The sequence below is a fragment of the Comamonas testosteroni genome, assembly GCF_000761245.1.
GTDB lineage: Bacteria > Pseudomonadota > Gammaproteobacteria > Burkholderiales > Burkholderiaceae_C > Comamonas > Comamonas testosteroni_C.
Window position 1 is genome coordinate 97,238 of the sequence record NZ_AWOR01000044.1, and the last position, 25,691, is coordinate 122,928.

31 protein-coding genes are annotated in these 25,691 nt (G+C 63.5%); 19 read left to right on the forward strand and 12 right to left on the reverse strand.

The window, feature by feature from the left end:
- Nucleotides 1-111: 111 nt before the first annotated feature.
- The 6 genes from P353_RS10510 to soxZ all read left to right on the forward strand — a co-directional run bounded on the left by P353_RS10510 (nucleotide 112) and on the right by soxZ (nucleotide 5,626).
- Nucleotides 112-441, forward strand: a complete 330-nt coding sequence (locus P353_RS10510; protein ID WP_034368887.1) for a c-type cytochrome — start codon at nucleotides 112-114, stop codon at nucleotides 439-441.
- Complete coding sequence (locus P353_RS10515) at nucleotides 442-1,719, forward strand: NAD(P)/FAD-dependent oxidoreductase (RefSeq protein ID WP_034368888.1); 1,278 nt, start codon at nucleotides 442-444, stop codon at nucleotides 1,717-1,719.
- Between the two features lie 183 nt (nucleotides 1,720-1,902).
- Nucleotides 1,903-2,925, forward strand: coding sequence for a YeeE/YedE family protein (locus P353_RS10520; protein ID WP_034368890.1), 1,023 nt, complete (start codon nucleotides 1,903-1,905; stop codon nucleotides 2,923-2,925).
- Between the two features lie 188 nt (nucleotides 2,926-3,113).
- Entirely contained in the window at nucleotides 3,114-4,445 is a 1,332-nt protein-coding gene (locus tag P353_RS10525) for an FAD/NAD(P)-binding oxidoreductase (protein WP_034368974.1), read from the forward strand.
- 160 nt (nucleotides 4,446-4,605) lie between these two features.
- On the forward strand, nucleotides 4,606-5,106 hold the full coding sequence (locus P353_RS10530; RefSeq protein WP_034368892.1) for a thiosulfate oxidation carrier protein SoxY: 501 nt from the start codon (nucleotides 4,606-4,608) through the stop codon (nucleotides 5,104-5,106).
- Between the two features lie 190 nt (nucleotides 5,107-5,296).
- Nucleotides 5,297-5,626, forward strand: coding sequence for a thiosulfate oxidation carrier complex protein SoxZ (soxZ, locus tag P353_RS10535; protein ID WP_034368893.1), 330 nt, complete (start codon nucleotides 5,297-5,299; stop codon nucleotides 5,624-5,626).
- A 167-nt stretch (nucleotides 5,627-5,793) separates the two neighbouring features.
- On the opposite strand, the gene P353_RS10540 is transcribed toward soxZ, so the two are convergent.
- Together P353_RS10540 and P353_RS10545 are read right to left on the reverse strand one after the other, a co-directional pair.
- Nucleotides 5,794-6,501 carry a YitT family protein gene (locus P353_RS10540; protein WP_034368896.1) on the reverse strand — a complete coding sequence of 236 codons (708 nt, stop codon included), beginning with the start codon at nucleotides 6,499-6,501 and terminating at the stop codon, nucleotides 5,794-5,796.
- A gap of 335 nt (nucleotides 6,502-6,836) precedes the next feature.
- Nucleotides 6,837-7,343: a hypothetical protein gene (locus P353_RS10545; RefSeq protein ID WP_034368897.1), complete on the reverse strand. Its 507-nt coding sequence runs from the start codon at nucleotides 7,341-7,343 to the stop codon at nucleotides 6,837-6,839.
- 106 nt (nucleotides 7,344-7,449) lie between these two features.
- Here P353_RS10545 and P353_RS10550 point away from each other — a divergent pair, with 106 nt between their 5' ends.
- The 5 genes from P353_RS10550 to P353_RS10570 all read left to right on the forward strand — a co-directional run bounded on the left by P353_RS10550 (nucleotide 7,450) and on the right by P353_RS10570 (nucleotide 10,406).
- Nucleotides 7,450-7,911, forward strand: a complete 462-nt coding sequence (locus P353_RS10550) for a hypothetical protein (RefSeq protein WP_034368899.1) — start codon at nucleotides 7,450-7,452, stop codon at nucleotides 7,909-7,911.
- 62 nt (nucleotides 7,912-7,973) lie between these two features.
- A complete protein-coding gene (locus tag P353_RS10555; RefSeq protein WP_034368900.1) occupies nucleotides 7,974-8,180 on the forward strand; it encodes a DUF3460 family protein in 207 nt (68 codons plus the stop codon).
- A 70-nt stretch (nucleotides 8,181-8,250) separates the two neighbouring features.
- Nucleotides 8,251-9,108, forward strand: a complete 858-nt coding sequence (locus tag P353_RS10560; protein ID WP_003051948.1) for a segregation and condensation protein A — start codon at nucleotides 8,251-8,253, stop codon at nucleotides 9,106-9,108.
- A 136-nt stretch (nucleotides 9,109-9,244) separates the two neighbouring features.
- Nucleotides 9,245-9,883 (forward strand): 7-carboxy-7-deazaguanine synthase, encoded by a 639-nt coding sequence (gene queE / locus P353_RS10565; RefSeq protein WP_034368901.1) that lies wholly within the window; start codon nucleotides 9,245-9,247, stop codon nucleotides 9,881-9,883.
- Between the two features lie 157 nt (nucleotides 9,884-10,040).
- Nucleotides 10,041-10,406, forward strand: a complete 366-nt coding sequence (locus P353_RS10570) for a 6-pyruvoyl trahydropterin synthase family protein (RefSeq protein ID WP_034368903.1) — start codon at nucleotides 10,041-10,043, stop codon at nucleotides 10,404-10,406.
- Between the two features lie 152 nt (nucleotides 10,407-10,558).
- Here the strand turns inward: P353_RS10570 and P353_RS10575 are convergent, their stop codons facing one another.
- Nucleotides 10,559-11,587 (reverse strand): porin, encoded by a 1,029-nt coding sequence (locus P353_RS10575; RefSeq protein WP_034368904.1) that lies wholly within the window; start codon nucleotides 11,585-11,587, stop codon nucleotides 10,559-10,561.
- 346 nt (nucleotides 11,588-11,933) lie between these two features.
- Between P353_RS10575 and panD the strand changes: the two genes are divergently transcribed.
- The 3 genes from panD to P353_RS10590 all read left to right on the forward strand — a co-directional run bounded on the left by panD (nucleotide 11,934) and on the right by P353_RS10590 (nucleotide 13,531).
- On the forward strand, nucleotides 11,934-12,314 hold the full coding sequence (panD, locus tag P353_RS10580) for an aspartate 1-decarboxylase (protein WP_003065787.1): 381 nt from the start codon (nucleotides 11,934-11,936) through the stop codon (nucleotides 12,312-12,314).
- A 38-nt stretch (nucleotides 12,315-12,352) separates the two neighbouring features.
- Nucleotides 12,353-12,718 (forward strand): 5-carboxymethyl-2-hydroxymuconate Delta-isomerase, encoded by a 366-nt coding sequence (locus P353_RS10585; RefSeq protein WP_034368906.1) that lies wholly within the window; start codon nucleotides 12,353-12,355, stop codon nucleotides 12,716-12,718.
- Nucleotides 12,719-12,844: 126 nt separating this feature from the next.
- Nucleotides 12,845-13,531, forward strand: a complete 687-nt coding sequence (locus tag P353_RS10590; RefSeq protein ID WP_034368907.1) for a tRNA-uridine aminocarboxypropyltransferase — start codon at nucleotides 12,845-12,847, stop codon at nucleotides 13,529-13,531.
- A gap of 27 nt (nucleotides 13,532-13,558) precedes the next feature.
- Here the strand turns inward: P353_RS10590 and yiaA are convergent, their stop codons facing one another.
- From yiaA to P353_RS10620, 6 genes are all read right to left on the reverse strand, one after another.
- A complete protein-coding gene (yiaA, locus tag P353_RS10595) occupies nucleotides 13,559-14,077 on the reverse strand; it encodes an inner membrane protein YiaA (RefSeq protein WP_034368908.1) in 519 nt (172 codons plus the stop codon).
- A 195-nt stretch (nucleotides 14,078-14,272) separates the two neighbouring features.
- Nucleotides 14,273-14,845: a DUF4274 domain-containing protein gene (locus P353_RS10600; RefSeq protein WP_034368910.1), complete on the reverse strand. Its 573-nt coding sequence runs from the start codon at nucleotides 14,843-14,845 to the stop codon at nucleotides 14,273-14,275.
- Between the two features lie 49 nt (nucleotides 14,846-14,894).
- Nucleotides 14,895-15,527, reverse strand: coding sequence for an aminotransferase class IV (locus P353_RS10605; RefSeq protein WP_034368912.1), 633 nt, complete (start codon nucleotides 15,525-15,527; stop codon nucleotides 14,895-14,897).
- A gap of 2 nt (nucleotides 15,528-15,529) precedes the next feature.
- Nucleotides 15,530-16,708, reverse strand: coding sequence for an aminodeoxychorismate synthase component I (pabB, locus tag P353_RS10610; protein WP_034368914.1), 1,179 nt, complete (start codon nucleotides 16,706-16,708; stop codon nucleotides 15,530-15,532).
- A 162-nt stretch (nucleotides 16,709-16,870) separates the two neighbouring features.
- Nucleotides 16,871-17,170 carry a DUF4148 domain-containing protein gene (locus P353_RS10615; protein WP_034355729.1) on the reverse strand — a complete coding sequence of 100 codons (300 nt, stop codon included), beginning with the start codon at nucleotides 17,168-17,170 and terminating at the stop codon, nucleotides 16,871-16,873.
- Nucleotides 17,171-17,301: 131 nt separating this feature from the next.
- Nucleotides 17,302-18,033: a Crp/Fnr family transcriptional regulator gene (locus P353_RS10620; protein ID WP_034368915.1), complete on the reverse strand. Its 732-nt coding sequence runs from the start codon at nucleotides 18,031-18,033 to the stop codon at nucleotides 17,302-17,304.
- Between the two features lie 204 nt (nucleotides 18,034-18,237).
- Between P353_RS10620 and panB the strand changes: the two genes are divergently transcribed.
- Both panB and panC read left to right on the forward strand, forming a co-directional pair.
- Complete coding sequence (panB, locus tag P353_RS10625) at nucleotides 18,238-19,107, forward strand: 3-methyl-2-oxobutanoate hydroxymethyltransferase (protein WP_003072672.1); 870 nt, start codon at nucleotides 18,238-18,240, stop codon at nucleotides 19,105-19,107.
- 128 nt (nucleotides 19,108-19,235) lie between these two features.
- Complete coding sequence (gene panC, locus P353_RS10630; RefSeq protein ID WP_034368916.1) at nucleotides 19,236-20,075, forward strand: pantoate--beta-alanine ligase; 840 nt, start codon at nucleotides 19,236-19,238, stop codon at nucleotides 20,073-20,075.
- Nucleotides 20,076-20,267: 192 nt separating this feature from the next.
- On the opposite strand, the gene P353_RS10635 is transcribed toward panC, so the two are convergent.
- Complete coding sequence (locus tag P353_RS10635; protein ID WP_034368918.1) at nucleotides 20,268-20,669, reverse strand: hypothetical protein; 402 nt, start codon at nucleotides 20,667-20,669, stop codon at nucleotides 20,268-20,270.
- Between the two features lie 100 nt (nucleotides 20,670-20,769).
- Between P353_RS10635 and P353_RS10640 the strand changes: the two genes are divergently transcribed.
- Both P353_RS10640 and P353_RS10645 read left to right on the forward strand, forming a co-directional pair.
- Entirely contained in the window at nucleotides 20,770-21,219 is a 450-nt protein-coding gene (locus P353_RS10640; protein ID WP_003072667.1) for a MaoC family dehydratase, read from the forward strand.
- A 91-nt stretch (nucleotides 21,220-21,310) separates the two neighbouring features.
- Complete coding sequence (locus P353_RS10645) at nucleotides 21,311-22,792, forward strand: SulP family inorganic anion transporter (protein WP_034368920.1); 1,482 nt, start codon at nucleotides 21,311-21,313, stop codon at nucleotides 22,790-22,792.
- A 20-nt stretch (nucleotides 22,793-22,812) separates the two neighbouring features.
- On the opposite strand, the gene P353_RS10650 is transcribed toward P353_RS10645, so the two are convergent.
- A complete protein-coding gene (locus P353_RS10650; RefSeq protein ID WP_003066750.1) occupies nucleotides 22,813-23,184 on the reverse strand; it encodes a polyhydroxyalkanoate granule-associated phasin in 372 nt (123 codons plus the stop codon).
- 87 nt (nucleotides 23,185-23,271) lie between these two features.
- Nucleotides 23,272-24,198, reverse strand: a complete 927-nt coding sequence (locus P353_RS10655) for a LysR family transcriptional regulator (RefSeq protein ID WP_034368921.1) — start codon at nucleotides 24,196-24,198, stop codon at nucleotides 23,272-23,274.
- Between the two features lie 106 nt (nucleotides 24,199-24,304).
- On the opposite strand from P353_RS10655, the gene lysA reads away from it, so the two are divergent.
- A complete protein-coding gene (lysA, locus tag P353_RS10660) occupies nucleotides 24,305-25,552 on the forward strand; it encodes a diaminopimelate decarboxylase (RefSeq protein WP_034368923.1) in 1,248 nt (415 codons plus the stop codon).
- Nucleotides 25,553-25,691: the final 139 nt, after the last annotated feature.

Genomic DNA, 25,691 nt, shown 5'->3' on the forward strand with positions numbered 1-25,691 from the left:
CTCGACATTCGCCACAGATAACAAAGGCCGCGCACATTCAGGCATCGAGGTCATAAATCCCCCACGCGGCCTTGCGTGGGGACAACGGGAGGCCCCATGCGATCGAAACCCTTGCTCACTTCAGCGCGCTCTGCGCTATGGCTGGCTTTTGCCCTGGCAGCGCCGCTGCCCAGCCTGGCCAGCTCTGCCGCCACCTCCTTGCGTGTGCAGGATGTGGCCGTGCTGGCCGCCAGCTGCGCCAACTGCCACGGCCCGGACGGCCGCTCCACGGGCGTCATTCCCCAGCTGCGCGGCCTGCCTGAGGCCCATCTGCTGCAACGCCTTCAGGCCTTCAAGGCCGGCACCGCCAAGGACGCCACCGTCATGACCCGTCTGGCCAAGGGCTACGACGATGAGCAACTCAAAGCGCTGGCCCAGTGGTTCAGCAAGAAGGGCCCGTAAATGCAGATCAATCGTCGTCAAATTCTCGGCGGTGCCGCCGCCGGCGCAGCCAGCTTCGCAATGCCAGCCATCGTGCAGGCCAAGGCAGCCTCGGCCCATGTGGTCGTTATCGGCGGCGGCTTTGGCGGAGCCACGGCCGCGCGCTATCTGCGCCAGTTCGCACCGCATATCCAGGTCACGCTGGTGGAGCCGGCCGAGCGCTTCTATACCTGCCCCTTCTCCAATCTGTACCTGGCCGGCCTGCGCAGCTGGGACAGCATTGGCCACGGCTACGGCGGTCTGCGCAAGGCCGGCGTGAACGTGGTCCATGCACGTGCCGACCAGGTCCTGACCGACTCCAGGCGCGTGCTGCTGTCCAACGGTCAGGCGCTGAGCTATGACAAGCTGGTGCTCTCGCCCGGCATCGACATGCGCTGGAATGCGCTGGAAGGCTATGACGAGGCGGCCGCCCAACTCGCCCCCCATGCCTGGAAGGCCGGAGCACAGACCCAGCTGCTCAAGAAGCAGCTCGAAGCCATGCCCGATGGCGGCAAGTTCGTGATGGTCATCCCTGCCAACCCTTTCCGCTGCCCGCCCGGCCCCTACGAGCGCGCCGCCATGGTGGCCCACTACCTCAAGCAGCACAAACCAAAGTCCAAGATTCTGCTGCTGGACGACAAGGACGCCTTCTCCAAGCAAGGTCTGTTCATCCAGGGCTGGAAGGCGCTATACGGCGACATGATCGAGTGGGTCAAGCAGGCCGATGACGGCAAGGTCACGCGCGTGGATGCCAAGAACCTGGAAGTGGAAACCGCTTTCGGAACCCGGCACAAGGCCGATGTGCTCAACGTCATCCCGCCCCAGAAGGCCGGCTTTATCGCCGACCGCGCCGGCGTGACCAACGCCAGCGGCTGGGTGCCCGTCAAGCCCGAATCCTTTGAATCCACCCAGATCCAGCATGTCTATGTGCTGGGCGACGCCACGATTGCTGCGCCCATGCCCAAGTCCGGCTTTGCCGCCAATACGCAAGGCAAGGTGGCCGCTGCCGCGATTGCCGCCGAACTGAGCGGCCAGCCCCTGCCTGCTGCGGCCTTTGCCAACACCTGCTACAGCCTGATCGGCACCGACTACGGCATCTCCGTGGCCGGCGTCTACCGCACGGCAGCGGGCAAGCTGATCGAGGTGCCCGACTCCGGCGGCGTGAGCCCCCTGAACGGCGATGCCGCCTTCCGCAAGGCCGAGGCCGACTACGGCGCGGCCTGGTACAAGGCGATCAGCGCGGATATCTGGGGTAGTTAACTGGCTCATCCCCTGAGGCGCTTTGCGCCTTCCCCTTCTCTCTACGTGCTTCGCACTGCGGGAAGGGGACGCCACCATCGCGGCGGGGCGGCCCTTGCTTGGTGGCCCTCCCCAGCGCGCCCCAAGCCGGAAGCAGCCGTATTTCAAGGCTGCGCTGCCGCTTGCCTTGCTTGAGTCATCGATATGTTGTTGTGGTCTGTTTTTTTGCTGGGCATGGCTTTTGGCGTTGCCGCGCGGCTGGGACGTTTCTGTCTGCTGCGTGGCCTGCGCCAGCAGATGGGGCTGGATTCGGAAGTGGCGCCCGGCCAGGCGCCTGCGCTGCAGGGCTTTGCCCTGGCACTGGCGGTTGCCTTGCTGGCCTCGCAGGGGCTGCAGGCTCTTGGAATGCTTGATCTGGGCCAGGCTGCCATTGTGCGGCCCAGCTTTTCCATTGCCGGCGTGCTGATTGGAGGTTTGCTGTTCGGCATCGGCATGGTGCTGGCCCGCGCCTGCGGAGCACGCTCTCTGGTGCTGCTGGCGGGCGGCAATCTGCGCTGCCTGGTCACCGTCGTATTTCTGGCGCTGGGCGCGCAACTGGCCATGACCGGTGTACTGACCCCTCTGCGCCTTTGGCTGCAGGCCCTCGCCCCCGTCACGTTGACCCATGCCACCCTGACAGCCTATCTGCCTGGGTTGAGCGCCTGGCTGATCGCGCTGGTGCCCGCCTTGGCGCTGCTGGCTTACGCCCTGCTGCGCCCCGGCCTGCGCCAAAGCCGCTTGCAGTGGGGCAGTGCGGTGCTCATAGGCCTGCTGGTGGCTGCCGGCTGGTGGCTGACTGCGCATATCGGGGTCGATGAGTTCGAGCCGGCCCGGCTCACCTCGCTGAGTTTTATCGGACCGATTGCCGAGACCCAGCTCTATCTGCAACTGTCCGTGGGCCGCGAGCCCGGCATAGGCCTGGCGCTGACGGCGGGCGTGCTCGCCGGCGCATTTCTCGCAGCCCTTGGCAGCCGCAAGGCGCGCTGGGAAGGCTTTGACTCCACCAGCCGCCTGGCTGCCAGCGCCGGTGGCGGCCTGCTGATGGGCGTTGGCGGCGTACTGGCCGCAGGCTGCTCCATCGGCCAGGGGCTGAGCGGGCTGTCCACGCTGTCGCTGGCCAGTTTTGCGGCCGTTGCCGGCATCCTGCTCGGAGCGCTTCTCAGTCTGCGCCTGCTGCGCCAGCAATAGCGCTGGCTTCGCTTGGGTATTCACCGATTCCGGATCAGGGCCTGCTCCTAGAATCTCCAGCCACCAGCTGTGCTTGTGCCGCGTGTCGGCTGAGAGGCAATCCCACCGCGCTGCGCCCAAGCTTGCTTGCCCCTCCCCCGAATCCGAGGCCTTGATCAGGCCCCATTCCCATTACAGGAGCAATGCTCATGCAACGTCGCCATTTCCTCTGGACTCCGCCCGCACTCGCTCTGGGCGCCGCTGCCGGCCCGGCAATGGCTGCACCCGCCATCATCAGCAGCCAGACGCCCATCCTGCCGCGCAAGGGCAAGGGTCCGCGCATCGTGATCTGCGGCGGCGGCTGGGGCGGCCTCACGGCGGCACGCTATCTGCGCGAGCTGATTCCCGCTTCCGACGTCGTGCTGCTGGAGCGCAATCCGACCTTCTGGTCCGGCCCCATGAGCAACAAGTGGCTGGTGGATATCGTGGGTACGGACTTCGTGAACCGCGACATGCTGCACCCGGCCAACAAATACGGCTACACGCTGCTGCAAACCGAAGTCAACGGCTTCGAGCGCGACAAAAAGCTGGTGCGCACGGCCCATGGCCTGATCGAGTACGACTTCCTGATTCTCTCGGGCGGCATTCGCAACGACTACGAGGCCTGGTTCGGCAACGACCAGCGCGCCATCGAGTACACGCGCACCCACTTTCCCAACGCCTATATCCCGAATCAGGAAATGCTCTCGCTCAAGAGCAAGGTCAAGAACTTCAAGGGCGGCACGCTGGTGATGACGCTGCCACCTCCGCCGCATCGCTGCCCGCCCTCGCCCTATGAGCGCGCCTGCCTGATTGCCTGGCATATCAAGAAGAACAAGATTCCCGGCAAGATCCTGATCCTCGACCCCAAGCCCAAGATCGCCCCCATCGGCGTGGGCTACAAGCAGGCTTTCGAAGAGCTGTACGCAGACATCATCACCCATGTGCCAAACGCCGGCGTCAAGGAAGTGGACCCCTTCAACAAGCAGATCAAGACCGCCGCAGGCGACTTCAAGTTTGACGACGCCATCCTGATGCCGCCCCACCAGGCGGCCGACATGGTCTGGAAGGCCGATCTGATCGGCAAGGATGCGGCCACCGGCAAGCCCACGGGCTGGGCCGATATGCACAACCGTCTGTTCCATGCCAGAAGCGACGACCGCGTGTACTTCGTCGGCGATCTGATGGGCGCGATCTCGCCCCAGTTCGGCCACTACCCCAAGAGCGGCCATGTGGCCAATTACGTCGGCAAGATCGTGGCCCGGAACATTGCCGAGCGCGTGGCCGGCAAGGAGGTCGTGGCCCGGTTGCCCGACAACCTCTGCTACATGATGGTCAACGGCGACCCTCAGGAGGAAATTTCGGTGAAGTTCGAATACGAGGTGGACGCCAGCGGCCAGGTCAACCAGACCCAGATCGACATGGATGTGCGTACCTCCGATCTGGTCAAGGAAGACTTTGCCTGGATCAACGGCAAGTTCGGAGATTTCTTGGGCACTTAAATCTCCCCCTGAGCGGCTTTGCCGCTTCCCCCTCTCTCTTCGGGAGGGGGGACGACGCCCTCTGCTAGGCGCCCCCGCCGCGAGGCGGCTCTTGCTTGGCGTCTCTCGCTTGGAGCCGGTGCGAGTATTGAAGTTTTGTTAATTGGATTGAAGAAAAGCAATGTTCAAGCACACCTCCCGTAGAAGTCTGGTGCTGGGCGCGGCGGCGGCTGGGGCCGGTCTGGCACTTCCCGCCTCGGCCCTGGCCCAGGCCAGCAGCGCGGCCAAGCCTTCGCTGGTCGGGCCGCTGGCCCCCAACCCGGCCGAGTTCAGGAAAATCATGGAGCAATTCACGGGCGGCAAGCCTGGCCTGGCCGAAGGCCTGCAGCTGGAGGTTCCCGTGCTGGCCGACAACCCCAGCGCCGTTCCCGTCAAGGTCAAGGCGACGCTGCCCATCACCGAGCAGGACTGGTGCGAGGAGATCATCGTGCTGGCCGAGCTCAACCCCTCGCCGCTGGCCTGCCGCATGCAGTTCACGGCTGCGGCCGGAGCGGCCGAGGCGGCGGTGCGCATACGCCTGTCCCAGTCGCAGACCGTTCATGCCCTGGCACGCATGAAAAGCGGCAAGATACTGATCGCCAAACAGGCAACGACCGTGGCCGCCAGCGGCTGCGGCATGTGAATCTGTAAACACCCCCTGAGTCGCTGCGCTCCCTCCCCCTCTGTTGTGCCACGCTTTGCGTGGCCGAGGGGGACACCGCCCGCGCGGCAGGGCGGCCTTTGCGCGGCGGTTGCTGGCCCAGGCCCACTTCTGGTATGGGGCGTAGCTGCATCCACATTCACGATAGATGCCTGAACTGAAAGGAATTTTGATGAATAAACCACCCCGCGTATGGGTCAGTAATGCCAACCCCAAGAAAGGCGAAGTGCTGCGCGTGCGCGCGCAGATGGAACATGTCATGGAAAGCGGTCTGCGCACCGACCCGGCCACGGGCAAGGTGCGTCCGCGCAATATCGTGAGCCGTTTCGAAGCCCGGCTGGGCAACGCCTTGCTGTTCAGCTGGGAGCCAGGCATCTCGATTGCGCAGAACCCCTATATCGAGTTCACCTTTGTGGCCCGGGAAAGCGGCGAGCTGCAGATGCAGTGGAAGGACGAGCAGGGCCAGACGCTGAGTGCCCAGAAGACGATCAGCGTCGCCTAATGGCGAGAGCCATGAGAAATGGCTCACCACGCTTGCCCACTACATGTGGCCGCGCCCCCTCCGAGAGGGCCTAGGCGGCCCCGGCGTTTTCATCTTGGGGCGGCCCGGCAATGAAAAAGCCCCGCCCGGTTTGCACCGGGGCGGGGCTTTTTCATGAATGACAGGCCTCAGTTGCCCTGATAGCGGCCGGGACGATGACTGATCCACAGAAACATGCTCATGATCACCGCCGCAAGCACCGAATACGCCACGCGCTCCAGCGGCACGATGGCCAGCGCCAGCAGCACAACTGTGCAGTCGATCATCATCTGCACCTTGCCGGCGCGAATGCCGTAACGGTCCTGCAGATAGAGCGAGACGATGGTGGCCCCGCCCAGACTGGAGCGATGCCGTGCCAGGAACAGGCAACCCGATCCCATGAGCAAGCCGCCCGCCACGGCCGCATAGAGCGGATTCAGGTAGTCGATATGGATGAAGCGCGGGCCCACATCGGCCATCAGTGCCAGCATGGCGACCGAGACAAAGGTCTTGATCGTGAACTCCGCGCCCATGCGCTTCCAGGCAAACCAGTAGAACGGCAGATTGATGACAAAGAAGACGGCGCCGAAAGGCAGTCCCGTCACGTAGTGCAGCAAAAAGGCCACGCCCGCCGTGCTGCCCGTGAGCAAGCCCGCCTGCGCAAACAGCATCATGGTGATGGAGACAAACAGCGAGCCCGTGAACAGGGCCTGCGCGTCCTCGAAGCGGCCATGGCGCAGGCCCGAAGTGGCCGGTGCCGCAGCAGCGGGGGCATCCATGCGGCCGGCCAGAGCAGAGCTGGCCGAAGAAGATAGCGGTGTGGACATGTCGGGTAAGACAGCAAGATTGATGCCCATGATCTCGATAAAGACCGGGGCGTGCCGGTGCGGATAACACCGGGTAACCCCTTAATTTTACGGATGGACTCATGCTGTATGCACATGATTTGCTGCAACGCAACAAATCCCGAAGGGGAATTTCGGAAGCACCTCCATCAAGAACCTTTAGCTTTTCGGCCCCCATCGCTTACTGTTAAAGCACTGCAAGCTATCAATTCAGAAGCAATCCAGCGCACCCGTCACCAACGTATGCGCGCAGCGCCTCCCTATCGGATGCCAAGACAGATGCCAAAAAGCCCTGACTGCACCATCGCAGGCAGGGCTTTGAGCAGATCCGCCCCCTTTAGGGCCGCTCAGCCGCGCGACTCGTCGGGCAGGCGTTCGCGGTTGAGCGTGCGCAGCACCCGGCCATCGGAGCCAAAGGTCACCGTGAACTGCATCTCGCGCGTGGGCGGATCGATGTAGTTCCAGTCCCAGTCGGTTTCCTGCTTGAGCTGGTAAGTCATCATCTTGGCGGGCTTGCCCAGCATGCGGCGCACCTCGTTTTCCTCCATGCCGGGCACGATCCTCGCAAACACATGCGGGGCCAGCACCTGGCGCAGCGCACTCATCTTGCCGTCCGCGCCTATGGTGATCATGTAGTTCCTGGCACCGGCCGGCTGGCGGTTGTACTCAAAGGTGCGCGAGCCATCCTCTTCGTTCCAGATGCGTTCGGGCTCGCCAAACTTTGCGCGCACATCGGCCTCGGTGGACAGGCCTTCCTCCAGCTCCTTGATCTTCTGCTCGTCGCACCCCAGCAGCGCCAGGGTGCTGATTGCAGCGGCCGCCAGGGCCGCCGTCACACGGGAAAAAATATTCATGGACTTGAATCACAATGCTTGCCAGACAGAATGCGAATTCTGACAGCAAGCCACCCGCGCACACGCGCCACTTTTGCAAACGCTTGTCAAAACGGAGCCATTCCCTGTGAGCACAACCCTTGAGCAACTGTTTTCCCAATTCACCAACGCCGCGCAGGCGGCCCGGGATCAGCAGGACAAATGGCTGATCATCGATCCCGTCTACGAGCACCTGGAGACACTGCAGGACGCGGCACTGGAGCAGGTCCTGCCGCATATCCTGACGCTGATTGAAACCTATCCCGAACTGGACTATGGCGGCCCCGGCCCGTTCGGCAGCCTGATCGAGGAGCACCCCATGGCCGCCTACACCCCGGCCTTGCTGGCGTCGCTGGAGCGCCAACCCAGCGTGCAGGTGATGGGCTGGCTGGACCGCACCATGCGCGTGGATGAAGACTTTCAGCGCGGCGACCCGAACCCGGTCGGAGCCGCCGAATTTGCAGCCGTGCTGCGCAAGATCGTCGATTCGCCCCTGGCCTCGGACGAATGCAAGGAGTTCGCGCAGATCTCTCTCAAGGAGCTGAAATAGCCCGGCGCGGGCCTGGCGTCCGCGACGGGCTAAAATCCGCTGTTCTGAGAGGTTTTACACATATGTCTTTCTTCCGTCGCCCCGACTACCGTTCCGACACCACCAACTTCATCAACGACCTGAAGCAGCAAAAGCCCGAGCTGGACAAGCAGCAGCAAGCCGGTCGCGCCCTGCTGTGGGACAAGGACGTGAACTATGAAGTCTGGGAAGATCTGCGCGCCAGCCGCGTGGAACAACAGCCCTACGTGTACCAGACCAACCACTCCTGATCTTTTCGATGAAATCAGCCTCAAGCGCTTATTCATCAAGCGCGCTCAGCTCTGCAATCCATAGCAGACCATGAGCGAGGCTGAAGAACAGACCCTGTTGCCGGGCCAGAACCCGGACGCCCCTGACCCGTCGCCTTCGGTCGTCGATCAGGTGGCTCTGGCACGCCTTTACGGCGAGCCGCTGTTTGCGCTGCCCCAGGATCTCTATATTCCGCCCGATGCGCTGGAAGTCTTTCTCGAAGCCTTTGAAGGCCCGCTGGACTTGCTGCTCTATCTGATCCGCAAGCAGAACTTCAACATCCTCGACATCCCCATGCTGGACGTGACACGCCAGTACATGACCTATGTGGACGAGGTGCGCAGCCGCAATCTGGAGCTGGCAGCCGAATATCTGCTGATGGCGGCCATGCTCATCGAGATCAAGTCGCGCATGCTGCTGCCGCCCAAGAAGCAGGAGGACGGCGAGGAAGCCGAGGACCCGCGCGCCGAGCTGGTGCGCCGCCTGCTCGAATACGAGCAGATGAAGCTGGCCGCCCAGCAGCTGGGGCAGCTGCCCACCTACGGGCGCGATTTTCTCAAGGCCACGGTCTATATCGAGCAAAGCCTGCAACCGCGCTTTCCGGATGTGGAAATCGGCGAGCTGCAAGCGGCCTGGCGCGACATCCTCAAGCGCGCCAAGCTGGTGCAAAGCCACAAGATCACGCGCGAAGAGCTGTCGGTGCGCGAGTACATGAGCCAGATCCTCAAGCAGCTGCAGGGCCAGCGTTTCGTGGAGTTCGAGCGCATCTTCAACCCTGAAAAAGGCTCGACCGTGCTGGTCGTGACCTTTATCGCCATGCTGGAGCTGGCCAAGGAAACGCTGATCGAAATCACCCAGGCCGAAGCCTACGCGCCCATTTATGTGCGCCTGGCCTATACCCCGGTGTGAGGCTTGAGGCCGGTTGCAAGGCACGCGCCTTGTAACCCTATGGCCCACCAGAAGTTCAGCAAGGGCTTACATTCGTATCCCGGGCTGCAGCACGCCAGCCTCCTGTTCCACCGCGCCTTGACGCGACACATTCGACATGACATACAGCGTCAAAGAAATTTTCTACACCTTGCAGGGCGAAGGCGGCCAGGCCGGCACGCCCGCCGTGTTCTGCCGCTTTGCGGGCTGCAATCTGTGGACGGGCCGTGAGCAGGACAGGCCCAATGCCATCTGCCAGTTCTGCGACACCGATTTTGTCGGCACTGACGGCACCCTGGGCGGCAAGTTCGCCACCGCCGATGCGCTGGCCGAGCGCATTCTGAGCCAGTGGCCTGCCGACGACAGCCGGCACCGCATGGTGGTGCTGACGGGTGGCGAGCCTTTGCTGCAGGTCGATGAGGCCCTGATCGCCGCCCTGCATTCGCGCGGTTTTCGCATCTCGGTGGAAAGCAACGGCACGGTGGCCGCGCCCGAGGGCATAGACTGGCTGTGCATCAGCCCCAAGGCCGGCGCCGACTGGATTCAGCGCAGCGGCCAGGAGCTCAAGCTGGTCTGGCCTCAGCCCACATTCGACCTGGCGGCCATTGAAGCCAGCACCGAATTCCAGCACTATTTTCTGCAGCCCATGGACAACGCCATGCAGAGCAGCAATATTGCCGCCTGTATCGAGCAATGCATGCAGCGCCCCGCCTGGCGCCTGAGTCTGCAAACCCACAAGCTCACGGGCATTCGATGAAACACCCCCTGAGTCGCTTCGCGCCTTCCCCCTCTCTCGCTACGCGGGAGGGAGACGACAGCCTCGCTGCGGGGCGGCGCGGCCGGCCCAGGCCCTTGCTTGCTGTCACTGGCGTTGGTGCGTGCCGGTTGCATGCGCAAAGCCAGAAATAACGTTTATGCAGTTCACCGTTCACCAGCGTTTTTTCTTCGATGCTGCCCACACCCTGGAGCGAGCCATCGAAACCGAGAGCAGTCGCCGCATTCACGGCCACACCTATTGGGCGGAAGTCAGCGTCAGCGGCCCGCGCAATCCGGACAACGGCATGGTCATCGACCTCGGCCACCTGCGCGCGCGCCTTGAGCTGCTGCGCGATCAGCTAGACCATCACTTTCTCGATGAAGTGCCGGGCCTGGGCAAGCCCACGCTGGAAAACCTCTGTCTCTTCATCGCCAATGCCCTGGCCGACCTTCAGCCAGCGCCCAGCCGCATCCGTGTCTGGCGCGACAGCATCGGCGATGGCTGCGTGCTCGATCTGCCCTGAGGACAGGCGCGCAGCTGCAACAAAAAAAGGCCCCGCTATTGCGGGGCCAGCTTGCTGAGAGTCAGACGGCTTTCCCACCAGGAGGCCTAACTCGGCAAGATCATCGGGCAGCAAAGTGCGGCAGCCGCCGCAGCTCTTTGCTGACCATGCTCTTAGAAATTGTGGCGCAGGCCGATTTCGTAACCCGTCAGGCTCTTGCCCACAGCGGGTGTAGGGCTCAGCGACGAACCCAGCTTGCGGGAAGCCTTGTCGTCGTTGCTCATGCGTGCCACGGCTGCATAGATTTCGGTGCGCTTGGACAGCTTGTAGCCATAGCCCAGAGCCAGACGCTGGGAGTCCGCATCGCTTTGCTTCTTGTCCTTGTACCAGGTGTAGGCAGCACGCAGTTCGCCCGCGCCCAGAGGCATCTTCACGCCCAGGCTGTACAGATCGACACGCTTGCCATTGCCGCGATCGGACGCGATCAGCAGCATGGGAGTGACAACGCCGAAGTTGTAGGAAGCGCCCAGATTCATGGTCTTGTAGTCCACGCCGACGGCAGCCGTGCCGCCACGTGCGATGCCGTAGGCTGCAGCAACGTTCAGGGGACCGTTGGCATAGCCCAGACGCACGCCGGTGGAGCTGGCCAGGCTGTGGTCGCCGGCCTGCTCGCCAAAGCTGTGGGTCAGCTGACCGTAGACACCGCCCAGCTTGGGCAGCAGATAGCTGATGGCGTTGGAGTTGCGCTTGGGGTTGGAGCCTTCGGAGGTGCCTGCAGCCGAGCCGCTGATCAGGTTATGGCCGTTGATGGCGCCCATGCCGGTATCACCAAAGGCGTGGAAGGTCTCCAGGTTCTGGTAGGCGGGGGTCTTGTCGCGGCCCAGGCGCACTTCACCGAAGTTGCCCAACAGGCTGACGGTGGAGCGGCGATCGAACTTGAAGCCGGAAGCCGTGCCGTCGTCCACGCTCAGGCTGCCTTCCAGCCAGAAATCGGCCTTCAGACCGCCGCCCAGATCTTCCACGCCGCGAAAGCCCAGACGGCTGCTGGAGTTGCCGCCGTTGGCCAGACCGGAAACGCTTTTGCCGGTCGTGGAGATGTGGGCCACCGACACGTCGGCCACGCCAAAGACGGTAACGCTGGATTGAGCCAGGGCACCGGCGGAGACGGTCAGGGCGGCAAGGGCGAGAAGAGTTCGTTTCATGCTGTTCACTTGTTTGTAGAAATGAGAAAGCCCATGCAGTACGGCTACGGCCTGCCTTGGACGGGCCCCGTCTGGGACTGAAGTCATTAAACAAAGTGAAAATGAAACATTAGTTACAACCCTTAAATTCTCAACAAAACAACAATCTTACAAACAATCGCTGTATGGTCCTACAAGGACCATCGGTAGAGTCGGCGCCCTCGTCAATGCGCAGCACGGCATTTCCCTGTCAATGCCCTCTATGAACTAGATGGGTTTTGCCGATCGCATTTAGACTTGCGTGATTTTTCGCAAGCACAGGCCTGCCCCATTCCAGCAACGCGCAAAGCGCCCCAGAGAGACAATCATGTTCCGCACCCTGCTCAAATCCAAGATCCACCGCGTCAAGACCACGCAATGCGAGCTGCACTACGAAGGCTCCTGCGCCATCGATGAGGATCTGCTGGATGCCGCCAACATTGCTGAAAACGAACAGGTCCATATCTGGAATATCGACAACGGCGAGCGCTTTGTGACCTACGCCATCAAGGGCGAGCGCGGCTCGGGCATGATTTCCGTCAACGGCTCGGCCGCTCGCCGGGCCAGCGTGGGCGATCTGCTCATCATTGCCGCCTTCGCCCAGGTTCATGAAAGCGATGTGGCCGAGCACCAGCCGCAGCTGGTCTTTGTGGACGACAGCAACAAACAGGTCGAGTTGCGCCACAAAGTGCCCACCCAGATGCTGTAAAAACGGCTTTTGCCTCCAACACCGAGCGAGAGAACTCCATGCCTCATCTGCATATTGAATACACCGACAACCTGACCGGCCTGAACGAGCGCGCACTGATGCGTGACATCAACGCCGTGGTCTGCTCCCACCCCACCGTTCTCGATGAAGCCGATGTGAAGGCCCGCATTGCCCGACTGAACATGGACCATGTCTATATCGGCACCCAGCCCGATAACCGTGGCTTTGTCCATGTGCACCTGCAACTGATGGCAGGCCGCAGCACCGAAGCCAAGAAGCAGATGTCGGACGGCATTGCCGAAGTGCTGCGCCGCCTCGTGCCCCAACCTGCCGATGTGATGGTGCAGCTGAGCGTGGACGTATCCGATATGGACAAGGCCACCTACTTCAAGGGTCGCCTCTAAGTCCTTCACGACTCCTGCAACAGCGCCCGCAGCCCATGCTCGCGGGCGTTTTTGTTTCAGGGACCTTGGTTTGAGATAAAAATCGCATCAATCCCTTACCTCGAAAGAGCAAGCAGCTCCTGAATCATGAGCAGACCTGACCCTCGCCCCCGCTGCCCCCACTGTCACCGAGCACTGCGCACCTGCGTCTGCGCGCTGGCGCAGGCGGTCGCGCATCAGGTCGAAGTGCTGATCCTCATGCATCCCATGGAGGTGCATGAAGCCAAGGGCACGGGGCATTTGCTGCATCTGTGCCTGCCGCATAGCCGGGTCATGGTGGGCGAGGAATTTGATGCAGCCGAACTGGAACAGGCTCTGCATGGCGGCTGGGCCTGTTGGGCAAGTCGGGCCGATAGTGCGCCACGCTACAGCCTGCTGCTCTACCCCGATACCGCAGAGCAGGATGCCGCCCTGGGGCTGGCTGCGGCCAGCCCTCTGCCTTTGCCCTGGCCGCAGCCGCCAGAGCGCCTTCGGCTGGTGGTCATCGACGGCACCTGGCGCAAAAGCCGCAAGATGCTCTATCTCAATCCTGCACTGCAAGCCCTGCCGCGCCTGCCCCTCCGAAATGTGGAGGACTCCGGCTACGCCATCCGCAAGGCACATCTGCCAGGGCAGCTCTCCAGCTTCGAGGCTGCAGCCCAGGCCCTGGCACAGCTGCACAACTGGAGCGCAGATGGGGCAGCCAATGCAACACTGCATGAAGTCTTCAAGCAGTTTGTGGCGCAGCAACTGCAGCTGCGCCAACGCAATCAGGCGCCCCAAAGGGGCGCCTGATCTTCAGCCGTCAAACGGCTTTCCGGCTCAGCGGTTGTTGGCCACCTGCTCGGGCACATCGGCAGGCTTGGCGGGATCGGTCATCACCAGGGCAGGGCCGCTGCGCTCGCTCTTGCTGCGCTTGCGCTCTGCTGCTCCATCGTCGGCGCTCAGGCTGTCGCGGGTGTTTTTCTGCACGGCAATCGCACCAAACAGAGCCAGTGCAAAAGCCATGGCATAGAAGCCTTTTTCGCTGAGCTGCAACGTGGCGTTGAAGAGACCTGCGCCCAGAAGCAGCACCGCAATGATCAGCGCCACCCAGCTGATGCCGTAGTAAATGCCGGTCACGGAAACGCCTTCGAGCTTGTCGCGCACGGTTTTTTGCAGCGAGATGGCCGAGTACAGGCCCAGCACCAGCACGGCAAAGTAAAAGCCTTTTTCGTTGAGCTGCATGGCGGCATTCCACAGCCCGACCAGGAAGGCGGCGATGCCCAGCAGCAAGGCGGCCCAGGATGCGCCGACAAAGGCGGAGGAAGGCTTGTGGCTGGTGATGGCTTGCGAGTTCATGAGCGGGTCTCAGAAGTTGTGGTGAACGGATAGTAGAAAATCCGTTCGCTCAAGCCAAGAGTTTCTTCACACAGTATCACCAGAAGATACTCAAAGCACTTTTTCCCCTTCCCAGGCTCAGGGCTTGGGTTGCAAGCATGCTTGCATGCCCTGAGCTACAGCCGTTGCCAGGCCATCGCGCACAGGCTCTGGGCCTCAGTCCTCATCCTCGACTTCATCGCCATCCATGGCCGCATTGAGCTCTTCCTGGACATGGGGCGGCATGCCGTCTTCCCAGCCATGCTCGTCGACATAGGCATAGATATCGGGTTGCTCGCCGGGCACGGCCTGCAGCATGATGGCCGGAATCTGCCATTTGGCTTCATCGCCCTTGACGGCTTCGCTGGTCCAGTCATAGCCAGGGTGCTTGTCATTGCCCGTGGGCGAAGCCAGATCGTTGGCCGGATCCCAGCCAATGGTGGCGGGTGCAAGATTGCCCTGTTCAAAGCGCTGGCTCAGCGCCTGCACACGGGCCCAGCCTGAGCGGTTGATGCTGGGTACCTTGTCCTGCGAAGCATAGTGCTGGAAGTAGCCCGGCTGCTGATACCAGTACAAGGCCTTGGCAACGGCCGGCTCCAGCTTGGGATGCTTGCTGATCCAGTCGGGCAGCGCGCTGCCGTTGTCGTAGTTCATGGTGGTGACCACAGCCAGCCACTGAAGGGGCGTGGCAGTGGCCAGGAATTCCTTCATCAGATCCAGATACAGGGCATCAAAGTCGTCGTCATCCATGGCTCAGACTCCTCCAGGTTGCTTACATCCGCACGATAACAAACCAGGCCTAGGCGATCAAACGAGCATCCAGCCAGCCACGCAGGCTATTGATAAAGGCCCAGCCGCCGGCATGACGCGCCTGCTCCAGCGTCACCACCTGCTCTGTCAGCCGGCCCTGGGACAGGGCCAGTGCCCGCCCCACGCCCGGCAGCAGCCCGCATTGCAGCGGCGGGGTGACCCAGCGCCCATCCAGCTGCACGGCAATGTTGCCGCGCGTGCCTTCGGTGATCTGACCGTCCTCGTTGAAAAGCACGATATCGAAAATGTCGACGCTCTGGGGCTTGAAAGCGTCGTAATGCTGACGTACCGAAGTTTTGAAACGCACCACATCGCTATGCGCCACCGCGTTTGCAATGGGTTGATGCGCCAGCTGCAGCGCCACCGGCTGGACCGTGGGCGGCAAGGGCTCGGCCGTGATCTGCACTTCACCGGTGACCGAAAGCGCCAGCCGCACGCGCCAGTCGCCCAGGGCATGAGTCTGCCCGGCCATGCGCTCCATATCGGACTCCAGCTGCATCTGCATCAACGGATAGCGGAAATGCTGCGCAGTGATTTGCAAACGAGCCCAGTGCAAGGACCAATTCTGCCAACGGCCATCCTTGAGTGCCAGGGTTTCGAGGATTTCAAGATTCGTGTTCATGCTCAAACGCCTTGCTCAAGCACCTTCAGAAAAGTCTGCTTGTGTTGCCATTCCATCCATTCGTCGGCCGCATTGGCGCTGGCCGTGATGCCGCTGCCTATGCCGCAGCTCAGGCCCCCGTTCCTGAGCACCACTGTGCGAATGGGAACATTGAACGTTGCGTGAATGCTCCCCGACTCAGCCCCGGGTCGCACCACGCCCAGCGCACCGCAGTAGACGCCACGAGGCTCGGGCTCCAGCTCGCGAATCAGGCGCATGGCCTGGCGCTTGGGCGCCCCGGTAATCGAGCCGCAAGGAAACAGCGCCTCGAACACATCCACCAGCCGCACATCCGAGCGTGTGCGTGCCACCACATCCGAAGTCATCTGCCAGACAGCCGGCAGCGCCTGAACCTGAAACAGCTGCGGCACTTTCACGCTGTGCGGCACGGCTATGCGTGACAGATCGTTGCGCAGCAAATCCACGATCATCACGTTCTCGGCCCGCTCCTTGGCCGACTCGCGCATAGCTTGCGCAGCCCGTGCATCGGCTTCAGGGGTCTTGCCGCGCGCCGCCGTACCCTTCATGGGGCGGGTCAGAATCCGCTCGCCGTCCCAGTCGAAAAACAGCTCCGGCGACAGCGACAGCACCTGCATGTCGCCGCAATCGACCAATGCCGCATAGCCTCCGGGCTGGGCCTGCCGCAGTCTTGCGAACAGCACCTGGGCCAGTGCGCTGGAATCGCCATCCTGCGGCGCCTCAAGCTCGGCAGACAGGGGGGCGGTGTAATTGATCTGATAGCAGTCGCCGGCTGCAATCGCCGCATGGATACGTGCCACATGGGCATCGAACTGTTCGCGGCTCAGAGCCGTCTGCCAATGTATTGCCGCACAAGGCACGGGCGGGTTCTGCCCGCAGGCAGCCAGCGGCGCGCGGTGCAGGCCGAACCAGGCCAGCGGCTGGCCTGCTGCCGCGGCATGCACGGCCTGGGCATAGGCCCGGTCGAAAGCAGCGGCCGCCTCGTAGGCCAGCCAGCCCACGCACCACAGGCCCTGTTCGGCCGCCTGCTGCACGGCCTCCAGCACGGCCGGCACATCCTCGGGAGCATGGGCTTGCAATATGCGCTCGGGCTCGCCAAAGCCATGCTGCAGACGGGCAGCACCCGCCTGCCAGGGAGCGGTGAAATCAAGAACGGTTTTCAAGTCAGATCACCTGCAAGCGCACTATCGATATGCGCCGAATGCTATCAAACTTGCTATATCCATCAGCCTGGCATTGCCGGCATAAAAAAACGCGCTGAAGGATTCCCTCAGCGCGCATCCACCAATGGGCCACCTCTGTCGGGTGGCTAAGAGAGAACTCTGTTACTTGCCGCCCAGTTGCGACTGGTACTTGGCTACGGCAGCCGTGTAGGCGGGGCTGGCCAGCAGACGCTGATATTCGGCATAAGCCTTGCGGTACTCGGTGCTGAATTCTGTTTCGACATAAGCCGCAGGCGTGGGCATATAGCCAAGACCTGCACGCTGGTACATCTCAAGGTCGGCCATCACTTCGGCACGACTTTTGCTGGAGGTTACGGAAGTTTGGGGGAGGTCTTGGGCCATGGCAACTGCGGCGCTGGCGGTCAGTACAGCTGCAGTCAACAAACGGGTGAGGGAGCGCATTTTCAATCCTTTCAACGGCGCAGCAGCGGAAAGAAGACCTGCCGCGTGCTGCACGACTGAACTATGCGCCCGGCCCCCATGGGCCGTCTGTGCGTTTTCTCACGCAAAAACTCATTTCACATTGCGAAAAGTCAATGCGCTTCTTCGAGCAGCAGTCGCAGGCCATCGACGCGGCAAAGACGCAGATTGCGCCCCTCGCGCCTGAGCAGGCCCAGGCGCGTGAGCCGCGACATCTCGCGTGCGACCTCTTCACGGCTGGTGCCCAGCATCAGGGCCAGGTCGTTCTGGCGCGGGGCCGGCGAAAGCAGCGCCTCGTCGTTCTCGACTCCCGCCATCTCGGCGCGCTCCAGCAACTGGGCATGCAGGCGGCCGCGCACCGTGAGGGTTCCCAGGCTGACCACGCGCCGCGCCAGCACGCCCGTCAGCTCGTTCAGCCGCTGAATCACGGCGCGCATGACCTGGACATCGCTCATGATCAGCGCTTCCAGCTCCGTATTGGATAGCGATGCCACCAGACTGGCCTGCGTGGCCTGCACCTGCACCGCGACGGTGCGCGGCGGCTGCGCAGCAAAGGCACCAAAGAAAAAACCCGGTCCCAGATACCCCACGATCATGGCCCGCCCGCTGATGCTGTGACCCGCCACACTGAGCTGCCCGCTGATCAGCATATAGATGCGGCGGTCGGTATAGGCCCCCTGAAGCACCTGCCCAGTTTCCAGCCTGTGCCACCGGCATTGCCCCGCCAGCACGGACAGCCTCTCGTCGGAAAGCGACTCCAGCCAGCTCACGTTGCGCAATCCCTGCCAGGCAACGGCTGACACAGGCGCTGAAACCGAGGACTGCGGGGACTCGAGCATGGACATGAACCACCTTGTGCAAAAAAGAAAGGGAAGGCCGCAGAACGCAGGGCCATGCAATGCAGACCACACAGCATAGTAAGGTGGCCGACAGCAGCCATACCCTTTTCAACGTGGCGCTGCAGCGCAGCATCGCATAGACTCGCGGGCAAATTTGCCTGCAGGCTTTTTCTGCGGGGCCAGGCCATAGACAAGACCAGGAGACATCCCATGACCGCCAGCGGCACGCCTTACGGCACCATTCCCCCCTCTTCGCCCCAGCCCCAGCGCCGCCCTGTCAGCCTGCCGCGCCTGGCCCAGATGCGCGCGGCCGGGGAAAAAATCACCATGCTCACGGCCTATGACGCCACTTTTGCCGCCGTGGCCGATGCTGCCGGTGTGGAATGCATCCTGGTCGGCGACTCGCTGGGCATGGTCTGCCAGGGCCTGCACAGCACCGTGGGCGTGACGCTTCAGGATATGGCCTATCACACGGCCAGCGTCACGCGCGGCCTGCACCGCGCCCAGGCCACGGCCTGGGTGATTGCCGACATGCCCTACGGCAGCTATGCCGAAAGTCCCGAGCAGGCCATGCGCAGTGCCTGCGAGCTGATGCAGGCCGGCGCCCATATGGTCAAGCTCGAAGGCGGCGGCTGGACCGCTCCCACCGTGCGCTTTCTCGTCGATCGCGGCGTGCCCGTCTGCGCCCATCTGGGACTGACGCCGCAGACCGTGCATGCCCTGGGCGGCTACCGCGTCCAGGGCAAGGATGAGCAGGCCGCAGCCACGCTGCGCCAGCATGCGCTGGAGTTGCAGGACGCCGGGGCCGCCATGCTGGTGCTGGAGATGGTGCCAGCAGCCCTGTCCGCCCAGCTGACCGAGGAGCTGCCGCTGTGCCACACCATCGGCATTGGCGCGGGCAGTGGCACGGCCGGCCAGGTTCTGGTGCTGCACGACATGCTGGGCGTGAACCTGGGCAAGATGGCCAAGTTCGTGCACAACTTCATGGCCGATGCAGGCAGCGTCAAGGGTGCCATGGAAGCCTATGTGCAGGCCGTCAAGAATGGCAGCTTCCCCGACAATGCGCTGCATGCTTGGTAAGGCCGGGCCTTTGTTTTTGTCACGACTTACGCAAAACGGGCTCGGGCCGGGCGACTGTCTCAGAAGGCAGGCCGTTGTTGCACTCTTGTTTGTGTAAGTCCTATTTGTTTTCCCCCACTGTTTGAGTCATGCAAATCGTTCACACCATCGCCGACCTGCGCGCCGCCCTGGCCGGTCGCGGCCGCCCTGCTTTCGTGCCCACCATGGGCAATCTGCACGAGGGCCATCTCTGCCTCGTGCGCCAGGCCCGCCAGCATGGCGATGTGACCGTGGCCAGCATCTTCGTGAACCGCCTGCAGTTTCTGCCCCACGAAGACTTCGACAGCTACCCGCGCACCTTCGATGCCGACTGCGCCAAGCTCGAAGCCGAGGGCTGCGACATCGTCTTCGCCCCCAGGGAGAAAGACCTCTACCCCGAGCCGCAGACCTTCAAGGTCCAGCCCGATGCACAGCTGGCAGATATTCTGGAGGGGCACTTCCGCCCCGGCTTCTTTACCGGCGTCTGCACCGTGGTCATGAAGCTGTTCCAGGCCGTGTTTGCGACCACGGGCGGCGGAGCGGCCGTTTTCGGGCAGAAGGACTATCAGCAGCTGATGGTGATCCGCCGCATGGTGCAGCAGTTCGCCCTGCCCATAGAGATCATCGGTTGCGCCACGGCGCGCGCCGACAGCGGCCTGGCACTGAGCTCGCGCAACGGCTACCTCAGCGATGAGCAGCGTGTGCAGGCCATGGCGCTGTCGCAGGCGCTCAAGGCCCTGGCCGATGCCGCACGCCAGGGCGGCAATCTGGCCGATCTCGAAGCGCAGGCCATGGCCGCGCTGCGCGCCAAGGGCTGGGAGCCCGACTATCTGAGCGTGCGCCAGCGCAGCGATCTGCAGACGCCTGCCGATGCGCGCAGCGGCGAGCTGGTGGCCCTGGGCGCGGCACGCCTGGGCAGCACCAGGCTCATAGACAACCTGGAGTTCTAGGATTCCGAATCCCTCTCAGGCGCTTTGTGGCGGAGGCATGCGGGCGGCGGGCGGCGGGCAGCACACCTGCTGCGGCGCGGCCGGCCCAGGATCAGTCCCTTGCCCTGTGTCTCTGCTTCGGGCCGCGCCCGTGTCAACTTCGGGCCGCGCCAGTGTCAGGCATCAAGAGCAATGCAGAGGCTTCGAGCACTCTCAGCACTGGTAGGAGTCTACCGATGAGCGACCGGGCAGAGCCTGCAGCTCAAGTCCCTGCCCCTTGAGCCGGCAAAACAGGCCGTCGCCCACTTCCAGCTCCAGCACAAAACCGGCATCGCTGGCAAAAGGCAGGGGCAGGCGGCGCAGGCGCTGCCCGGCAATATGCAGCTGCGCTTGCCGGACACGGCCCACAGCGGCCAGAATTGGAGTCAGATCCGCCTCCAGCGCTTTGTCAGTCTGCGCAATGTGCTTGCATATTAATAGCAACGGCTGCCACAGCCCCTCGCCAGCGCCGGCTCGGTCACTGTCATGCACACGGGCCGCGGAAAAGCGGATCTGCAGCGCGCCGCTGTGCAGGCTGATCGCGGCGACCTCGGAATCTTCAAACTCGAAATTCATGCGTCCGAGCATAGCGCTCTGGCACCTTGGCAACAGCGGCCGGGGCCGCTGCCGCGCATACTGTCGGCTACTCCACACCCAAGAAGGAAAGAGGAGCCAAATGAGCGAAAAACTGTATCTGGACGATCTGTACGTTGGCCAGAAGTTCGTCAGCGAGGGCTACCCGCTGGATGAGGCGCAAATCATTGCCTATGCCAGGCAGTTCGATCCCCAGGTCTTTCACCTCGACCCCGAAGCTGCCAAGCACACCTTCTTCCAGGGCCTGGCCGCCAGCGGCTGGCATACGGCCTCCATCAGCATGCTGCTGGTGACGCAGAGCATTCCCCTGGCCGACGGCGTGATCGGCGGCGGCATGGAGGAGCTGGCCTGGCCCCAGCCCACGCGCCCCGGTGACGTGCTGCAGGTGGAGTCCGAAATCGTGGAGATCATTCCCTCCCAGTCCAAACCCAACCGGGCCCTGGTGCGCGTGCTCTCCCACACCAAAAACCAGCGCGGCGAGGTGCTGCAGCGCTTCAGGCCCAAGATGGTGTGCTTCAAGCGCCCTGGCTGACCCTCACGCAGCAAAAGTCCCGGGCACTGCTTAACATCGCCCACCGGCGCTGCCTGCCCTGTACAGACAGCGCCTCACTTGCTGCTGCGATATGAACCCCAATTTTTCCCTGAGCCGATGGCGCGCCGAATGGGCGCCCAGCGTACCGCGCGAGCTGCTGGCCGGTGCCGTCGCCACGTTTGCGCTGATTCCCGAGGTCATTGCCTTTTCCTTTGTCGCGGGCGTGGACCCGGCCGTGGGGCTGTACGCCTCCTTCATCATCAGCATCGTGATTGCCGTGTTCGGCGCGCGCCCGGCCATGGTCTCGGCAGCGGCCGGCTCGGTGGCCCTGGTGGCCGCGCCGCTGGTCGCATCACATGGTCTGCAATATCTGCTGGCCGCAGGCCTGCTGGCCGGGGCCATGCAGATCGCCTTCGGCCTGTGCAAGATGGGCTCTCTGGTGCGCTTTGTCTCCAGCTCGGTGCGCACGGGTTTTGTCAACGCGCTGGCCATTCTGATCTTTTCAGCCCAGCTGCCGCATCTGCATGGCGCCAACACCGCCACCTGGGTCATGCTGGCCCTGGGCCTGGCCCTGATCTACGGCCTGCCCTGGCTGGGACAGCGACTGCAGCTCAAGGCGCTGGGCGCCATTCCCTCACCTCTGATCTGCGTGCTGGTGCTGACACTGCTGGCCAGTTTCATGGGTCTGCCGCTCAAGACCGTGGCCGATCTCGGTCATCTGCCAGACAGCCTGCCGCTGTTCGCCCTGCCCGAAATCCCCGCGAGCCTGGAGACGCTGCGCATCATCGCCCTGCCTGCCCTGGCCATTGCCATGGTGGGCCTGCTGGAGTCGGTACTCACGGCAGCCGTGGTGGACGACCTGACGGGCACGCCCAGCAACAAGAGCCGCGAATGCACGGGCCTGGGCCTGGCCAATGTCTCGGCCAGCCTGTTCGGCGGCATTGCGGGCTGCGGCATGATCGGCCAGGCCGTGGGCAATGTGAAATACGGCGGCCGCGGTCGTCTGTCCACCCTGTTTGCCGGGGTGTTTCTGCTGATTCTGATGGTCGCCCTCAAGCCCTGGGTGTCCCGGGTGCCGGTGATTGCTCTGGTGGCCATCATGGTCATGGTGTCGGTCTCGACCTTTGACTGGAAGTCCCTGGGCAATATGGTGCGCCACCCGCGTCTGTCCAGCTCGGTGATGCTGGTGACGGTGGTCATCACCATCGCCACCCACAATCTGGCCGCCGGCGTGGTGGCCGGCGTGCTGCTCTCAGGCGTGTTCTTCACCTTCAAGGTGGCCAATATGCTGCAGGTCCGGGGCAGCCTGGACGAGGCCGGCGATCTCTATACCTGGACGGTGAGCGGCCAGGTGTTCTTTGCCTCGGCCGATGCGCTGATCGAGGCCTTCGACGTGCGTGCCGCGGCCGGCAGGCAGGCCCGCATCGATGTGAGTGGTGCTCATTTCTGGGACATCACCGCCGTGGGCGCGCTGGACAAGGTGATGGAGCGCCTGCGCCAGCATGGCTGCCGCGTGGAGCTCAAGGGCCTGGACGAGGCCAGTCAGCGGCTCATAGAACGCATCAGGGTCTAGGTTTGGCGGCCGGTGGCCGCTTATTTCAGGCTGGTCTGCGACAAGCGCTTGGCATTGGCCACCGCCTTGCGGCGAATCGGCGCCAGGCTTCTGGCCGCCACCTTGTCGGCTGCCACGGGCAGCTTCTGGCTCATGGTCCAGGGGTTGCGCATCCAGGCCAGACACAGTTGCTGCTGCACCTTGAACATTTCGGCCCCCATGGTCAGCCAGGCTTGGCTGAAGGCGACCTGCTTTTCCACCACCATGCGCGTGAACTCCTTCTGATCGCGCGCGGAGAGCACCGGACCGCTGAGCGCCATGCGCGTGAGCCGGTGGTTGATGACCTGAGGCACGGCCATGCTGATGTCCAGCAGCTCGCTGGCAGTGCGGTGAGGGATGGCGGATTCAGGCATGTGTAACTCCTTGCATTCAGGCGCTTTATTGTGCACTGCAACATAGAAGTTTGCGCAAGCTCACTTGCGAAAGCCCTATCGCCAAACTCAGCGCCTGTGCCCAAGCAGGCTGAGTGCCTCCTGCTCCAGTGCCGCAGTCAGCCAGGGCAGGCCCGCATCGGCGGGCCGGTGCAGCGGCAGCAGCATATGCACCTGAAACGCTATCGAGAACGCCAGCGGCCGCACCACCAGTTGCGGGCCGGCGCAGGCCCGCGCCGTCAGCGGGTTGACGACGGCCAGACCCAGTCCATGCTGGACCATGGCGCAGACGGCCACTGCGCTGGCGGTCTCCAGGCTCAGCCGGCGCTGCACGCCGGCGCGGGCAAACACCGCATCGATCTGGGCCCGGTAGGGGTCGTCGCGTGCCAGGCTGATGAAGGATTCGCCTTCAAAGTCCCTCTCGCTCAGCAGCGTCTTCTGCGCCAGTGGATGGTTGGCGGGCAGCACGGCCACTTCGTCCATGGCAGGCAAGGGCTGGCTGCGCGTTCCCGGCGGTGCATCGGCCAGCTCGGACAGGCCCAGATCGAAGCGCTGGGCCGCCATCCACTCCTGCAGCAGCGGTGCCTCCTGGGTGCTCACACTCACTGCCACTGCGCCGTGACTGGCCTGCAGACGTGCCAGCGCGCCCGGCAGCAAGGCATGGCTGAGCGCCGGCAGGCACAGCACGCTGATGCTCGCCCCTTGCGGACGCCCCAGCTCCACGGCACGGTCGATCACGCGCTCCAGGCCCTGCCAGCTGCGCCGCACCTCGTCCCAGAGCAGCAAGGCCCGCGCATTGGCACGCAGCCGGCCCTGCACGCGCTCGAACAGCGCATAGCCCAGCAGCTGCTCCATGCGCGCCAGCTCGCGGCTTACCGTGGGCTGGGAGGTATAGAGCAGCTGCGCCGCGCCGGTGACGCTGCCGGCCGTCATGACGGCACGGAACACCTCGATATGGCGATGGGTGATGCGCTGAGAAGCTTCTGAATCGGTCATGCGCAAAGCATATCAAGATTGAATGATCTTCAAAAATCAAGCTATTGGACTGAATAGATAGGCGCATGCATGATGCGCGCAACCTTTCCCTTTCAAGAGACCGCCCATGGCAAACCCCTTCTCTCCCGCACAGCTCTGGAACCTGGCCGACCAGTACGGCACGCCGCTGTGGGTGTATGACGCCGCCACCATCCGCGAGCGCATTGCCCAGCTCAAGGCTTTCGACACCGTGCGCTTTGCCCAGAAGGCCTGCTCCAATATCCACATCCTCAAGCTCATGCGCGAGCAGGGCGTGAAGGTGGATGCGGTCTCGCGCGGCGAAGTCCTGCGTGCGCTGGCAGCGGGCTTCACGCCCGGCTTTGGCGAGCCTGCCGACATCGTCTTCACGGCCGACGTGATGGACGAGGCGACGCTGGCCACCGTGGTGGAGCACAAGGTTCCCGTGAATGCGGGCTCCATCGACATGCTGCACCAGCTGGCTGCCGTCTCCAGGGGCCACCATGTCTGGCTGCGCATCAACCCCGGCTTCGGCCACGGTCACAGCAACAAGACCAACACCGGCGGCGAGCACAGCAAGCACGGCATCTGGCACACCGAGCTGGAAGACGCGCTGGACGCCATCAAGGCGGGCGGCCTGGTGCTGGCCGGCCTGCACATGCATATCGGCTCGGGCGTGGACTACGGCCATCTGCAGGAAGTCTGCGGCGCCATGGTCAAGCTGGTCGAGCGCACCAAGGCGGCTGGCGTCGATCTGCACGCCATCAGTGCCGGCGGCGGCCTGTCCATCCCCTATCGTGCTGGCGATGCCACCATCGACACCCAGCACTACCACGGCCTGTGGGATGCGGCGCGCAAGCAGGCCGAAAGTCTGGTGGGCCACAGCCTGGGTCTGGAGCTCGAGCCCGGCCGCTTCCTGGTTGCCGAATCCGGTGTGCTGCTGGGCACCGTGCGCGCCACCAAGAATGCGGGCAGCAACCACTTCGTGCTGGTCGATACCGGCTTCAACGAACTGATGCGCCCCAGCATGTACGGCAGCTACCACGGCATGGAAGTGCTGCGCCGCGACGGCCAGAGCCTGCCCGCGCAGGACAGCGTAGTGGCCGGCCCGCTGTGCGAATCGGGCGATGTCTTCACCCAGGGCGACGGCGGCGTGGTGCTGCCGCGCTCGCTGGCCGGCGCCAGCGTGGGCGACCTGCTGGTGATTCATGACACGGGCGCCTACGGCAGCTCCATGTCCAGCAACTACAACACCCGTCCGCTGGCCGCCGAAGTGCTGGTCGATGGCGCGCAGACCCAGCTGATTCGCCGTCGACAGACGGTGGAAGAACTGCTGGCGCTGGAACTGGGCTTGTAATTCAAGCTCCCCCTGAGGCGCTTTGCCTGGGCGGCCCCGCGCCTTCCCCTGGCCGGGCGCCCCTCTCTCTACGCGCTGCGCGCTAAGGGAGGGGAACGCAGCCTTCGCAGCGGGGCGGCCCTTGCTCGGCTGCACTGGT

What these genes read in the sequence shown, in the direction of transcription:
- P353_RS10515 (WP_034368888.1), top strand. Translation starts at nt 442, where the DNA reads ATGCAGATCAATCGTCGTCAAATTCTCGGCGGTGCCGCCGCCGGCGCA.
- P353_RS10520 (WP_034368890.1), top strand. Translation starts at nt 1,903, where the DNA reads ATGTTGTTGTGGTCTGTTTTTTTGCTGGGCATGGCTTTTGGCGTTGCC.
- P353_RS10525 (WP_034368974.1), top strand. Translation starts at nt 3,114, where the DNA reads ATGCAACGTCGCCATTTCCTCTGGACTCCGCCCGCACTCGCTCTGGGC.
- P353_RS10530 (WP_034368892.1), top strand. Translation starts at nt 4,606, where the DNA reads ATGTTCAAGCACACCTCCCGTAGAAGTCTGGTGCTGGGCGCGGCGGCG.
- soxZ (WP_034368893.1), top strand. Translation starts at nt 5,297, where the DNA reads ATGAATAAACCACCCCGCGTATGGGTCAGTAATGCCAACCCCAAGAAA.
- P353_RS10540 (WP_034368896.1), bottom strand. Translation starts at nt 6,501, where the DNA reads ATGGGCATCAATCTTGCTGTCTTACCCGACATGTCCACACCGCTATCT.
- P353_RS10545 (WP_034368897.1), bottom strand. Translation starts at nt 7,343, where the DNA reads ATGAATATTTTTTCCCGTGTGACGGCGGCCCTGGCGGCCGCTGCAATC.
- P353_RS10555 (WP_034368900.1), top strand. Translation starts at nt 7,974, where the DNA reads ATGTCTTTCTTCCGTCGCCCCGACTACCGTTCCGACACCACCAACTTC.
- P353_RS10560 (WP_003051948.1), top strand. Translation starts at nt 8,251, where the DNA reads ATGAGCGAGGCTGAAGAACAGACCCTGTTGCCGGGCCAGAACCCGGAC.
- queE (WP_034368901.1), top strand. Translation starts at nt 9,245, where the DNA reads ATGACATACAGCGTCAAAGAAATTTTCTACACCTTGCAGGGCGAAGGC.
- P353_RS10570 (WP_034368903.1), top strand. Translation starts at nt 10,041, where the DNA reads ATGCAGTTCACCGTTCACCAGCGTTTTTTCTTCGATGCTGCCCACACC.
- P353_RS10575 (WP_034368904.1), bottom strand. Translation starts at nt 11,587, where the DNA reads ATGAAACGAACTCTTCTCGCCCTTGCCGCCCTGACCGTCTCCGCCGGT.
- panD (WP_003065787.1), top strand. Translation starts at nt 11,934, where the DNA reads ATGTTCCGCACCCTGCTCAAATCCAAGATCCACCGCGTCAAGACCACG.
- P353_RS10585 (WP_034368906.1), top strand. Translation starts at nt 12,353, where the DNA reads ATGCCTCATCTGCATATTGAATACACCGACAACCTGACCGGCCTGAAC.
- P353_RS10590 (WP_034368907.1), top strand. Translation starts at nt 12,845, where the DNA reads ATGAGCAGACCTGACCCTCGCCCCCGCTGCCCCCACTGTCACCGAGCA.
- yiaA (WP_034368908.1), bottom strand. Translation starts at nt 14,077, where the DNA reads ATGAACTCGCAAGCCATCACCAGCCACAAGCCTTCCTCCGCCTTTGTC.
- P353_RS10600 (WP_034368910.1), bottom strand. Translation starts at nt 14,845, where the DNA reads ATGGATGACGACGACTTTGATGCCCTGTATCTGGATCTGATGAAGGAA.
- P353_RS10605 (WP_034368912.1), bottom strand. Translation starts at nt 15,527, where the DNA reads ATGAACACGAATCTTGAAATCCTCGAAACCCTGGCACTCAAGGATGGC.
- P353_RS10615 (WP_034355729.1), bottom strand. Translation starts at nt 17,170, where the DNA reads ATGCGCTCCCTCACCCGTTTGTTGACTGCAGCTGTACTGACCGCCAGC.
- P353_RS10620 (WP_034368915.1), bottom strand. Translation starts at nt 18,033, where the DNA reads ATGTCCATGCTCGAGTCCCCGCAGTCCTCGGTTTCAGCGCCTGTGTCA.
- panB (WP_003072672.1), top strand. Translation starts at nt 18,238, where the DNA reads ATGACCGCCAGCGGCACGCCTTACGGCACCATTCCCCCCTCTTCGCCC.
- panC (WP_034368916.1), top strand. Translation starts at nt 19,236, where the DNA reads ATGCAAATCGTTCACACCATCGCCGACCTGCGCGCCGCCCTGGCCGGT.
- P353_RS10635 (WP_034368918.1), bottom strand. Translation starts at nt 20,669, where the DNA reads ATGAATTTCGAGTTTGAAGATTCCGAGGTCGCCGCGATCAGCCTGCAC.
- P353_RS10640 (WP_003072667.1), top strand. Translation starts at nt 20,770, where the DNA reads ATGAGCGAAAAACTGTATCTGGACGATCTGTACGTTGGCCAGAAGTTC.
- P353_RS10645 (WP_034368920.1), top strand. Translation starts at nt 21,311, where the DNA reads ATGAACCCCAATTTTTCCCTGAGCCGATGGCGCGCCGAATGGGCGCCC.
- P353_RS10650 (WP_003066750.1), bottom strand. Translation starts at nt 23,184, where the DNA reads ATGCCTGAATCCGCCATCCCTCACCGCACTGCCAGCGAGCTGCTGGAC.
- P353_RS10655 (WP_034368921.1), bottom strand. Translation starts at nt 24,198, where the DNA reads ATGACCGATTCAGAAGCTTCTCAGCGCATCACCCATCGCCATATCGAG.
- lysA (WP_034368923.1), top strand. Translation starts at nt 24,305, where the DNA reads ATGGCAAACCCCTTCTCTCCCGCACAGCTCTGGAACCTGGCCGACCAG.